We start from the raw sequence: 12,577 nt of genomic DNA on the forward strand, positions 1-12,577 counted from the left end.
TTAAAAAAGCCCCCTATTGTAAGGAGACTTTTTTAGATCATTTATTCTTGTTCTTTTAACCACTCAATTAATTCATCCTGGTTCTCAGCAGGAACTAAGCCACCTGGCATACCACCATCTAAGCCATTGGTAAGGATGTCTTTAATCTCTTCATCAGAATACTTGTCACCTACACCAATTAAACCTGGTCCAGATACTCCTTCAAGGTTTTGACCATGACATGAAGAACAATTTTTTTGATAAAATTCGTCTGGAATAAATTCTGCTGTTTCTTCGCCTCCACCGCTAGCTATCTCTTGAGCATTATCTAGGCCTACAAAAGAAAAAACAACGATAAGGACAATCCCTAGAGTCATAATTAAATAAAACGGAACAAGTGGATTACGATTCATATTATACTCTCCCCCCTATGTATATAAAATCCTTAGTTGTCCATTTAAACTATATAAGCAATCTCTATTTTACTGTAAAATTCGTCGAAGTGAAAGACTTAATGTTGAGGATAGAGGGTTATTCAAAAAATAGTCAAAAATAGAAGGGATAATTATGGTGAAATGTTATAAAAGTACTTGTCCTAAAAGCTAAATTATGCTAATTAACAACCAATTTCTCTAGCTATCACTAGACGTAGAATTTCACTCGTTCCTTCACCAATTTCTAAAAGCTTCGCATCTCTCATCATTCGTTCGACTTCAAACTCTCTCATATAACCGTTTCCTCCATGTATTTGAACAGCTTCATTTGTCACCTCCATACATATTTCTGAAGCAAACAATTTACACATGGATGCTTCTTTAGTATACGTATATCCGTGATCTTTCAACCATGCTGCTTTATATACCATGTTACGAGCTAATTCAATCTTAGTAGCCATGTCAGCAAGTTTAAATTGAATAGCTTGAAACTGGTGAATGGGTCTTCTGAATTGAACTCTCTGTTTTGCATACTGTAACGATTTTTCATAGGCTCCTTGGGCGATTCCAACAGCCATTGCCCCTATTCCAATTCTTCCTCCATCTAATGTTTTTAGAAACTGTTTAAACCCTTGTCCTTTTTCTCCAAGTAAGTTTTGTGTCGGAACTTCAACATTATTTAAGCTTAATTCTGTTGTATTAGAGGCGTGTAGTCCCATCTTTTCGTACCGATTATAGATGCGAAACCCTTTGCTATCTGTAGGTACGATAATGGCACTTATTCCTTTATCCTCTTCATCCGTTATGGCGGTTAACGCTAAGAATTTTGCATACGAAGCATTCGTTATATAACATTTTGTCCCATTAATAATATATTTATCGCCTTTTTTTATTGCTACCGTTTTTGTTCCCCCTGCATCTGATCCGGCATTAGGTTCCGTTAATCCAAATGCACCAAGAGACTCTCCGCAACATATTTGCGGTAAATAACTGTTTTTTTGTTTTTCTGTACCGAACATATAGATAGGTGCGCCTCCCAGTGAGATATGTGCTGAATATGTAATACCTGTAGAAGCGCATACTCTACTCAATTCCTCTGTAACAATCACAAAACTTACTGTATCTGCACCAGCACCTCCGTACCTTTCAGGGAAAGGTAACCCTAACATGCCAAGATCAGCTAGCTTTTTCATTACTTCAAAAGGAAATTCTTTGTTTCGATCTCGTTGGATAGCCCCAGGTCCCACTTCATTTACAGCAAAATCCTTAATCGTTTTCTGTAACATTTTATGTTCTTGCTCCAACTCAAAATTCATCATATCCCTCCCATGAATGTATACGCTTACAAATTAATTATAATGCTTATTCTTAATTTTTTAAATAATTTTAAAATTTTTATTAAACACTTTAGTATCAATCGTTTTTTACCATAACTGAGTTCTATTTGTATGGAAAATCAATACTAAAATAGATAAAAATTTTGGAAACCCATTTGCAAAAAAAGTGACAATTCAGTAAAATAAGAGTTGTAAGGAAGAAAGCAAAGAAAATGATGAAAAATATTAATACTAGACAAGGATGAAAGCACTTTCTTTATTAAGACAAAATGTATATTTTCTAATCTTTTTAAAAAATAAAAAGAGCAGGGAGGCGTAAGCTATCCCTACTCTAAAAAGTCTTTTAATCGTTTACTTCGGCTTGGATGGCGAAGCTTGCGAAGAGCTTTAGCTTCGATTTGACGAATACGCTCTCGTGTGACACCAAAGACTTTACCCACTTCTTCTAAGGTTCTTGTTCGACCATCATCTAATCCGAATCGTAAACGAAGTACATTTTCTTCACGGTCCGTTAAAGTATCTAGTACATCTTCTAGTTGCTCCTTTAGCAACTCGTATGCAGCATGGTCTGAAGGAGAAGTAGCTTCTTGGTCCTCAATAAAGTCACCTAGATGAGAATCATCCTCTTCTCCGATCGGTGTTTCAAGTGAAACTGGCTCTTGAGCAATTTTTAAAATTTCACGTACTTTCTCAGGAGTTAGATCCATATCTTCTGCAATTTCTTCAGGGAATGGTTCTCTTCCTAAATCCTGAAGCAGTTGCCTTTGAACGCGAATAAGCTTATTAATAGTCTCGACCATATGAACAGGTATTCTAATTGTTCGTGCTTGATCAGCAATAGCTCTTGTAATTGCTTGCCTAATCCACCAAGTAGCATAAGTACTAAACTTATATCCTTTTAAGTAGTCGAACTTTTCAACTGCTTTCATTAGACCCATGTTTCCTTCTTGGATCAAATCTAAAAACAACATACCACGACCAACGTACCTTTTAGCAATACTAACAACAAGACGTAAGTTTGCTTCCGCAAGACGTCTTTTAGCCTCTTCATCGCCTTGTTCTATACGCTGAGCTAGCTCAATTTCTTCTTCAGCTGATAAGAGGTCAACTCTTCCTATTTCTTTTAAATACATTCGAACAGGGTCGTTAATTTTCACTCCAGGTGGAACGCTTAGATCATTCAAATCAAATTCTTCTTCCGCTTTCGTTAATTCAGGAAGGTTTGGATCTTCTGTTTCTTCATTTTCACCTACAATTTCAACACCTTGTTCTCCTAAAAATTCATAATACTCATCCATTTGGTCTGAATCCATTTCAAAACTAGACATTTTATCCGTAATTTCTTCATAAGTGAGCACACCACGTTTTTTTCCTACTCTACTAGCTGCTCTTTCACTTGATCTAGCGTTAGCTCGACTTCTGATTCTTTTGAACGGGTTTGTTTTTCAGCCATTGGATCCCCTCCTTCCAAAGTGACAAATGTAAGATCAACGACAGGCCTTTTTTAATTCAAGTATTTCTTTTGCAATAATTGCTGCTTTCTCATAGTCTTTTTGTCGTTCGGCCTCTACCCTTAAAAATTCCTTTTCTTTCCATTTTTGTGATTGTTTTTTATCATTTATAGCTTTTATATAGTCGTCTATTTCCTTATCAGAAATATCATCAGTTATTGATAACATAGCGATATTTGAGACAGTTTGACGTAGCGAAGAGTGTGGTAGTTTTTGGATGAGTAAACTGATGTTTGGTTCGTTACCTTCCTCGTAAAAAGCATAAATATAAGAAACGATGGCCCTATGTTCCTCAATGATAAAATCACCACCCAAATGGTCTAACACCTTTTCAGCAACATCACTATTCCTTATCATATGAGCAATTAAAAATTTTTCTGCATTTTGATAAGCTGGTAATAATGAATTACTTTGAATCATTGGCTGCATGAATTGTTTTTCCATTACCTGATCAACATTTTTTGGGCGCTTCTCAATATATTTCTCTAATTGACCTTGAAGAACATGTTTCGAAAGAGAGAACTCAGATGCGAGTTGAGATAAATATAAATCTTGCTCAACTGCATTTGTTATTTGGGATAGTTCTTCTAAAACCTCTTCAATATACTTAAGACGATCTCCTTCATCTTTTAAGTTTTTCCCTTTTCGAAAATATTCTATTTTAAACACCATGGTCGTTACACTTGCCCCTATTACATCATTAAAAAACTTCTCAGTCCCATATTTATTGATGTAGTCATCAGGATCTAAACCATCTGGTACTCTTGCGATTTTTGTTCTACACCCATACTTTTCAAGTACCTTCACAGCTCTAAATGTTGCCTCTATTCCAGCTTGGTCAGAATCGTAGCATATTATAGCTGTTTCGACATTTCTTTTAATAAGCTTCGCTTGTTCTTCTGTCAAAGATGTCCCCATTGTGGCAACGGCATTTTCAACTTGTGCTCTTACAGAAGAAATAACGTCAGCAAATCCTTCATAAATGACAACTTGCTGAGATTTTCGAATATGAACTCTTGCTTGATGAAAGTTGTAAAGTATGGTTCTCTTATTAAAAAGTTTTGTCTCAGGGCTATTTAAATATTTTGGTTGACTAGCTCCAATTGAACGACCAGAAAACGCTACTGTACGACCTTGATGGTCCTTAATGGGAAACATAATTCGATTCCTAAATCGATCAAAAAAGGAACCATCCGACTCTCTCTTAACTACTATACCCGTCTCATATAGTAGTTCTTCATTATACCCTTTATTTAAACAATATTTTTTTATAAAATCCCAAGAATCAATCGCATATCCAATTTCAAATTTATCAATAATATCATTTGTGAAACCCCTATCAAGTAAGTAATCAAGGGCTTCTTGACCTTCTTTTGTATTTTTGAGCAAGTGGTGATAAAATTTCCTCAACAAATCATAAATTTGATAATATTGTGACTGTTTGTCAGTATGTCCAGCATGATTTGACATTTGACTAACTTCATCAGGGAGTTCTATATTCGCAACTTCAGCCAACTTCTTTGCCGATTCCACGAAGGTATAGCCTTCAATTTGCATTAAAAAAGAAAATACATTTCCCCCTGCACCACAACCAAAACAGTGGTAAATTTGTTTGTCCGATGATACAGAAAAAGACGGTGTATTTTCTCCATGAAATGGACATAGACCAAAATAATTCCTTCCCTGCTTTTTTAGCTGAACATATTCACTGACAACATCTACTACATCTACTGATTTTTCAATTTGAGAGATCAGTTCGTCAGGAATTTTATATGCCATAAAAACAACCCCATACTGCTAATTTCTATACGTTTTATTATTCTCCTGCAATATTCGACATTTTTTTTCAAAAGCTTTAATAAAATTAACTCGATCCTTATCTGAAAATTTTTTGGGCTTATTTATATAAGTTTTTTTTTGTCTTTCTTTAGCATTCATGTATCGAAGAAAAAGAGCAGGTTCTATATTTTCGGATGTAATTATTTTTCCTTTTGGTGTAATCACACAAATGTCATTCTCAACTAGCATACTAGCCAATCCTATATCTTGAGTAACCACAACATCATATCGCTTGGCAAAATTAACAATTTTAATATCAACTGATTCTTTTTCCTCATCCACAAAGATCCAACTTCCATTTTCTCTCTCGTTTTTCATATGAGCATAAGAAGCTACAAATGTAACAGGCACTTGATACTTTTGAGCTAAATTGGAGATTTCCTCTTTCACTGGACATGAGTCAGCATCGACAATTATAGTTAAATTATCCTCGGCATATTTCTCTATTCTCCATCACTCCAAAGAATCCTTCTTTAAATCATATTTTACCTTGTATTTTCTCGATTGTCCCTTGACATTTCATAAATAGTTTATTCGTAAACAGTTAAGTCTAAACCTAAAAGTAAATTTTTTTATCACAATTTTTTATTATAATACAAGATAATATATAATGCCATTATTTTTGGTCGTTAATTTTGGATAAAAGCTAATCTAATAAGAAAAGCGGAAGCCCCGTTTAGCAACGCATATTAAAAGGAACGTCAACTAAGTTCAGCCACGTCCTGTTGAAAACGTAGATCCACCTCCCTCCTGGAGGCGTCTCCGTTGACTTATCATAGACAAATGGAACATCATCTAAAGACGTCCACGTCCTGTGGACAACGATGAAAACACTGTCTTATTAAGGACAAAGTTTTATGCTTTCTTACTCTGTTAATAAAGGCTAGTAAAGATTTACCTTTACTAGCCTATAAATATTACCTTATTATATTTAAAATACTGTTGGCTGTTTCTTCTACCGCTTTATTGGACACATCAATCACTCGACATTTTAATTTGTCAATGACTTTGTCAAAATATTTAATTTCTTCCTTTATTCTTTCAATATCTGCATACATTGCTTTATCATCTAAACCTAAAGTTTTTAATCTTTCTTTACGGATATCATTTAACTTTTCTGGACTAATTTTTAATCCGATACATTTTTCTTTTGGAATTAAAAAAAGTTCTTCTGGAGGCTCCACCTCTGGAACGATAGGAACATTTGCTACTTTAAATCGCTTGTGAGCTAAAAATTGTGAAAGTGGGGTTTTAGATGTTCTAGACACACCAATTAAAACAATATCTGCCTTTAAGATCCCTCTTGGATCTCTCCCATCATCATATTTAACAGCAAATTCAATTGCCTCAACTTTTTTAAAATAGTCTTCATCTAACTGACGAACTCTACCCGCTTCATATTTAGGTTTCATGCCAAAACTTGTTTCCATTTTGTCAATTAGCGGACCAATGATATCATAGTATACCACATTCTCTTTTTCTGCTAATTGAACCATATATTTTCTTAATTGAGGAATAACTAGTGTGAAACAAATGATGGCTTGATCCTTTTTTGCAAGAGAAACTATTTTTTCTATAGTTTCGCAATCTTCAACATAAGGAATTCTTTTAATTGTGGTCGAAAGTCCTTGTCCGTTAAATTGGCTTAAGGCAGCTTTCAAGACTAAATCAGCTGTTTCACCAACCGAGTCTGACAAACAGTAGATTATTCTTTGGGTCATTTTATCTCTCCTTTTACTTAAAATATATAGCAAAGTACAAAAGTGAATTTAATTCTTATATAATGTCATCATTAGCTAGGTTGACCAATATTTTTGTCATATTTGTTTTAGTTAATCTTCCGATAACTTCCAAACCATCTTCTGATTCTTTTACAACAGGTAAGGCATCAATTTGCTTTTCAATCAACATCTCAGCCGAATCTACAATTAAGTCCTCTCTTCTACAGTATGTAACATTTGGCATTCTTGTCATAATAATATTAACAGGTATTGAATTAAGCTCTTGTTGCCCAATACTTGCTCGAAGAAGATCCTTACGCGACAGAACACCAACTAACAAAGACCTATTATCTACCACAAACAGAGTTCCTACATCTTCTAAAAACATCGTACATATTGCATCATAAACGGATGTATTTTCGTTTACCACTACCGGGATTGAATGGAAGTCTTTCACTAATAATTTTTTTATTTTATCGGATAGGAGATGCGTTCCTGTTTTACCTGTATAAAAATATCCTACTCTAGGTCTTGCTTCTAAATATCCTGACATTGTTAAGATTGCCAAATCAGGACGTAGTGTTGCACGCGTCAAATTCAACTTTTCTGCAATGCTTTCACCTGTTATTGGACCATTCTCTTTTACTATCTCCAATATACGTTCTTGTCTGCTATTTAGCTCGATTGTCATCACCACCTAATATGAGCAAATAAAAGGTTATACTATAAGTTAATATAGTATACTAATTAACGATTTGGCAACTTTTTATTAAGAAAAGCGTATGCGCACGTTTAGCGACGAAGGGGCTTGAGCACTCCGTATGAGATAAAGGAAACACGAAAAGCCGCAGGCTTCGATGTTGACTTATCATAAGGAGGAGAGCGAAAACTTACGAGTCGTTGGGCGCAGAAGCTAGACAATAGAAAAGCGTATGTGCACGTTTAGCGACGAAGGGGAAAAGGAACGTCACCTAAGTACAGTCACGTCCTGTGACTAACGTTGACGCTAGAACCTCCTGTTCATCGCCGTATGAGATAAAGGAAACACGAAAAGCCATAAAGCAGAGGATCTACTAACTACCGCCACGTCGCGCGAGCAAACGTAGACCCACCTCCGTCCTGGAGGCGTCTCTGTTGACCTATCATAAGGAAATAGAACATCATCTACACAAAGGATAATCAACTAAGTTCAGCCACGTCCTGTGGCTAACGTTGATGCTAGCACATCGTGTGCTTCGAAAAACTTACGAGTCGTTGGGCGCAGAAGCTAGACAATAGAAAAGCGTATGCGCACGTTTAGCGACGAAAATTAGAACACAGAAGCTTTCTTTGAAGATAAAGAGGAAGCACATCGGCTTCCTCTCTTGTTAAAATTGAATTTTCTTTTCCAAAAAGGCCTTTAAGTCTGAAATAGGCATTCTCGATTGTTCCATCGTATCCCGGTCTCGAACAGTGACTTGACCATCTTCTTTAGAATCAAAATCATAAGTAATACAAAATGGCGTTCCAATTTCATCATGCCTACGATATCTCTTTCCAATTGAACCTGCCTCATCATAATCGATAGCGAAATAATTGGCTAATTCACCAAATACTTCTTTCGCTTCTTCAGAGAGTTTCTTAGAAAGAGGTAAAACAGCTGCTTTAAAAGGTGCTAAAGCGGGGTGAAGCTTCATCACCGTTCTCTTTGAACCATTTTCTAACTCTTCCTCTTGATATGCATCTATTAAAAAGGCTAATGTTACACGATCGGCCCCTAAAGATGGCTCGATACAATAAGGAACGAATTTCTCTTTTCTTTCTTGCTCTAAATATTCAAAGTCCTCTCCAGATACTTTCATATGTTGCTTTAAATCATAGTCTGTTCTTGAAGCGATCCCCCAGAGTTCGCCCCAGCCAAATGGGAATTTATATTCAATATCTGTAGTTGCATTACTGTAATGAGACAATTCGTCTTCAGAATGATCTCTAAAACGAGTATGTTCTTTACTAAGCCATAATGAGTCTAACCATGTTTCTGCAAACTGTTTCCAGTAATCAAACCATTTTAATTCCTCACCTGGCTTACAAAAGAACTCTAACTCCATTTGCTCAAACTCTCTTGTACGAAATGTAAAATTCCCTGGTGTAATTTCGTTACGAAAACTTTTTCCTATTTGTGCAATTCCAAAAGGTAGTTTTTTTCTCATTGTTCGTTGGACATTTTTGAAATTAACAAAAATCCCTTGCGCTGTTTCTGGTCTTAAATAAATTTCATTTGTACTAGATTCTGTTACACCTTGATGCGTCTTGAACATAAGGTTAAACTGGCGAATTTCTGTAAAATCATCACTACCACAGTTTGGACAAACAATTTTTTGTTCAGCCACCATCTTTTCCATTTCTTCAAACGGAAGACCATCCACAACAACTTCTATGTTTTTCGCATTCATTGCATCTTCAATAAGTTTATCTGCTCGATGACGTGATTTACATTTCTTACAGTCCATCATCGGGTCGTTGAAATTTCCGAGGTGACCTGATGCCTCCCATGTTTTAGTATTCATTAATATAGCAGAATCCAATCCTACGTTATAAGGGGAGGACTGCACAAATTTCTTCCACCAAGCTTGTTTAATATTGTTCTTTAATTCTACGCCTAGTGGTCCATAATCCCATGTATTTGCTAACCCACCATAAATCTCAGATCCTGGGAAAATAAATCCTCTATGCTTTGCATGGGAAACAATTTCATCCATTAAATTGGTCATTACAACTCTCTCCTTTACGTTCTAAACTGAAATAATATAAGAAAAGCGCAAGCGCCCGTCTAGCGACGCATATTAAAAGGAACATCAACTAAGTTCAGCCAGCCACGTCCTGTGGGCAACGATGATGCTAGCACCTCCTGTGCGTCGAAAGCGCTACCCGTCGCTGGGAGCTGGAGCTAGACAAAAATAAATGCACCATCCGAATAAGGACAGATTTTTATACTTTCTTACTCTGTAATAAAAAAACCTCTCGTCCCTATGCTAAATTAAAGCATAGGGACGAGAGGTTACCCGTGGTTCCACCCTATTTGCTAAGTTTTATCAACTCAGCCTCTTTGACCTTTATTGCTCCAGAGTGCCTTGTCTTTCGCTAAATTCCTTAGCTTTCACCGCCCTAAGGTCGCTTAACTATGTTGCCCATTTAAGTAAACAATGCTTAAGCGAAAGACATTCTCTTTCTTCACAATTAATATGTAAATTTTAAAATTAATATTATAGTATCGATTCCTTTTTGTCAATCTTCTTTCATATATCCTTGCATTTTCTCCATCTGTTTTATAAACTGCTTTGACTTCAAATATATCCCTGTGTACTCATTATAGTACTCATCGATTACATTGTTAAGCTCCTTTTTTGTTTCTACTTTCAACGATACTTTACCTAACCTTGCTAAATCCATGAAGAAGAACAATCTAAGAAGTTGCACTGTTTTTTGTGAAATTTTAAAACGATATGGATCAATATCATAACAACGATGACAAATGAGTCCGCCTTCTCTTATGGAAAAATGGTAGTCCCCTTCTTTTTCTCCACAATTCGCACAACAAGACAGTTGTGGTGCTTGACCTAAAAAATATAACATCTTCATTTCATAAATAAACATTAAAACTTCTTCATCAATTCCTTCATTTAAATATGTAAGCACTGAATGAAACAAATGAAACAAATGTCTATTGACTTCATTGGATTCTGTTGCTTTATCTAGAAGTTCTGCAAAGAAAGAAGCATAAGCAGTTAAAAAGAGATCCTCACGAATATCTCTCATCGAATGGACGATCTCACCTTGTTCTAACGTTCCCAATCCTTTTGAAGAACGGTGAAATAAAAAAGAACCATAGGTAAAGAGCTGAGTAAGAGATGAGAGGCGGCTAATTGGTTTATTAGCCCCCCTTGCCATCAACCCTACTTTACCTATTTGTTCCGAGTAAATCGTTATAATTTTATTTGTTTCTCCATATTTTATCGATCGAACGACATATCCTTCACATTTATGAATCAAGGGAACCTCACCTTCTTGATAGAAAAAAGCTCTTTTAAATACTACTACTATTTACCCCTATTGTTATTCCATTTAAAAATCTACTTTGGCTAATTTTTGATTTTCATCCAGTTTATTTTTATACTTATTGTATTTTTCCTTTTCAAGCTCTTTGAATAAGAGATACATATCAATATTACCAGTTTCTGTGAACACTTTCCAGGTAAAGCTTAACATTGTTAACCCCACCTTTCTGTCGTTAAAACAAGTTTACCCCCATCCAATTATATAAAGCAAGATGACTAGGAATTCAAAGAACATATACAACGGTTTCCTCTATTTAGTATAGAAACCTTACATTCGTTAGAGTGAGCCTAAATGAACTTGAGCATGTGAAACAATATCTGCTAAAAAACAACCTTAATATTCATCTTCACGAAAACCAAATTCCCTTAACTGTTTAGCTTTATTACGCCAATCTTTCTGCACCTTCACCCACAGCTCCAAAAACACTTTTGAACCTAATAAATTTTCTATATCTAAACGAGATTTTTGACCAATAGATTTTAACAATTTTCCTTGTTTCCCAATAACAATTCCTTTCTGTGATTCCCTTTCGACAACAATAGTAGCTTGAACGTAAACTGCTTTGTTCTCATTTCTTTTCTCAATAGAATCAATCATTACAGCAATAGAATGAGGGACTTCTTCTCGGGTTAACTGAAGAACTTTTTCTCGAATCAGTTCAGAAATAATAAACCTTTCTGGATGATCTGTCACTTGATCTTCAGGATAGTATTGAGGTCCTTCCGGCATATAACCCTCTATTTGACTAAGCAAAGTTTCAACATTATTACCTTGCAACGCAGATATCGGAATAATCTCTTTAAATGGAAAAAGTTTATTATACTGATCAATGATAGAAAGAATTTCCTCAGGATGAATTCGATCAATTTTATTAATGACTAAAAAAACAGGCGTTTTCACGTTTTTTAAACTTTCAATTATAAATTGATCTCCTCTACCTAGTCCCTCTTGACCATTGACCATGAATAAGATTAAGTCCACTTCTTTAAATGTATTTTGAGCTACCTTTATCATAAAATCGCCTAGTTTATGCTTAGGCTTATGAATTCCAGGTGTATCAATAAAAACAATTTGCGAATCGGAGGTTGTATAAACACCTTGAATTGTATTTCGTGTTGTTTGTGGCTTATCACTCATGATCGCTATCTTCTGGCCAATGACATGATTTAAGAACGTCGACTTTCCAACATTCGGTCTTCCAACAATAGATACAAAACCAGAGCGAAATTGACTATTTGTCATTTAGATCCTCTGCAGAAAACGCCCCTGGTAACAATTGTCCAACTGTCCATTCCTCAACATTTCCATGTAAATTAGACAAATACACTTTCATATCTTGTTCACATAATTCAGAAATAACTTGCCTACAACTCCACAAGGAGGCACAGCTGATTCTGTATCTGCAACAATAGCCAAAGCTTGATAATCTCTTTTATTTTCTGAAACCGCTTTAAAGAGGGCCGTACGTTCTGCACAATTACATAGTCCATAAGACGCATTCTCAACATTGCAGCCTCGATAAACTGTCCCATCTTTCGTTAAAAGAGCTGCACCTACTTTAAATTTTGAATAAGGAGCGTATGCTGACTCACGTGCTACTTTTGCTTCTTGGATTAATTGTTGTTTATTCAATGTTGTTCTTCCTTTCAATCCACAAAATT

10 protein-coding genes and 2 pseudogenes are annotated in these 12,577 nt (G+C 35.5%); all 12 read right to left on the bottom strand.

What is annotated here, in order from left to right; all coding sequences use genetic code 11:
- Positions 1-41: 41 nt before the first annotated feature.
- Complete coding sequence (gene cccA / locus LC087_RS07660) at positions 42-392, bottom strand: cytochrome c550 (RefSeq protein WP_226539891.1); 351 nt, start codon at positions 390-392, stop codon at positions 42-44.
- A gap of 203 nt (positions 393-595) precedes the next feature.
- Complete coding sequence (locus LC087_RS07665; protein ID WP_226539889.1) at positions 596-1,729, bottom strand: acyl-CoA dehydrogenase family protein; 1,134 nt, start codon at positions 1,727-1,729, stop codon at positions 596-598.
- A gap of 347 nt (positions 1,730-2,076) precedes the next feature.
- Positions 2,077-3,203 (bottom strand): annotated as a pseudogene (rpoD, locus tag LC087_RS07670) (RNA polymerase sigma factor RpoD).
- 34 nt (positions 3,204-3,237) lie between these two features.
- Positions 3,238-5,040 (bottom strand): DNA primase, encoded by a 1,803-nt coding sequence (gene dnaG / locus LC087_RS07675; protein ID WP_226539885.1) that lies wholly within the window; start codon positions 5,038-5,040, stop codon positions 3,238-3,240.
- A gap of 18 nt (positions 5,041-5,058) precedes the next feature.
- The gene (locus tag LC087_RS07680; RefSeq protein ID WP_226539883.1) at positions 5,059-5,490 is read right to left on the bottom strand and encodes a YaiI/YqxD family protein; all 432 of its coding nucleotides are present in this window, start codon (positions 5,488-5,490) and stop codon (positions 5,059-5,061) included.
- 527 nt (positions 5,491-6,017) lie between these two features.
- Entirely contained in the window at positions 6,018-6,821 is an 804-nt protein-coding gene (locus tag LC087_RS07685; protein WP_226539881.1) for a pyruvate, water dikinase regulatory protein, read from the bottom strand.
- A 55-nt stretch (positions 6,822-6,876) separates the two neighbouring features.
- Positions 6,877-7,515: a transcriptional regulator CcpN gene (locus LC087_RS07690; protein WP_226539879.1), complete on the bottom strand. Its 639-nt coding sequence runs from the start codon at positions 7,513-7,515 to the stop codon at positions 6,877-6,879.
- Positions 7,516-8,188: 673 nt separating this feature from the next.
- Entirely contained in the window at positions 8,189-9,571 is a 1,383-nt protein-coding gene (locus tag LC087_RS07695) for a glycine--tRNA ligase (RefSeq protein WP_226539878.1), read from the bottom strand.
- 514 nt (positions 9,572-10,085) lie between these two features.
- Positions 10,086-10,850, bottom strand: a complete 765-nt coding sequence (gene recO / locus LC087_RS07700; protein WP_226539877.1) for a DNA repair protein RecO — start codon at positions 10,848-10,850, stop codon at positions 10,086-10,088.
- A 72-nt stretch (positions 10,851-10,922) separates the two neighbouring features.
- The gene (locus LC087_RS07705; protein WP_226539876.1) at positions 10,923-11,066 is read right to left on the bottom strand and encodes a YqzL family protein; all 144 of its coding nucleotides are present in this window, start codon (positions 11,064-11,066) and stop codon (positions 10,923-10,925) included.
- Between the two features lie 183 nt (positions 11,067-11,249).
- Positions 11,250-12,158, bottom strand: a complete 909-nt coding sequence (gene era / locus LC087_RS07710) for a GTPase Era (protein WP_226539875.1) — start codon at positions 12,156-12,158, stop codon at positions 11,250-11,252.
- Positions 12,148-12,548 (bottom strand): annotated as a pseudogene (locus LC087_RS07715) (cytidine deaminase). The gene era and the pseudogene LC087_RS07715 overlap by 11 nt, the downstream one beginning before the upstream one ends.
- Between the last annotated feature and the right edge of the window lie 29 nt (positions 12,549-12,577).

Origin of the sequence: Bacillus carboniphilus, from assembly GCF_020524035.2 — a bacterium.
Taxonomy (GTDB): Bacteria; Bacillota; Bacilli; order Bacillales; family JAIVKR01; genus Bacillus_CC.

Bases quoted from the DNA above. Each gene is read 5' to 3' on its own strand.
- cccA (WP_226539891.1), bottom strand. From the start codon at position 392: ATGAATCGTAATCCACTTGTTCCGTTTTATTTAATTATGACTCTAGGG.
- LC087_RS07665 (WP_226539889.1), bottom strand. From the start codon at position 1,729: ATGAATTTTGAGTTGGAGCAAGAACATAAAATGTTACAGAAAACGATT.
- dnaG (WP_226539885.1), bottom strand. From the start codon at position 5,040: ATGGCATATAAAATTCCTGACGAACTGATCTCTCAAATTGAAAAATCA.
- LC087_RS07685 (WP_226539881.1), bottom strand. From the start codon at position 6,821: ATGACCCAAAGAATAATCTACTGTTTGTCAGACTCGGTTGGTGAAACA.
- LC087_RS07695 (WP_226539878.1), bottom strand. From the start codon at position 9,571: ATGACCAATTTAATGGATGAAATTGTTTCCCATGCAAAGCATAGAGGA.
- LC087_RS07705 (WP_226539876.1), bottom strand. From the start codon at position 11,066: ATGTTAAGCTTTACCTGGAAAGTGTTCACAGAAACTGGTAATATTGAT.
- era (WP_226539875.1), bottom strand. From the start codon at position 12,158: ATGACAAATAGTCAATTTCGCTCTGGTTTTGTATCTATTGTTGGAAGA.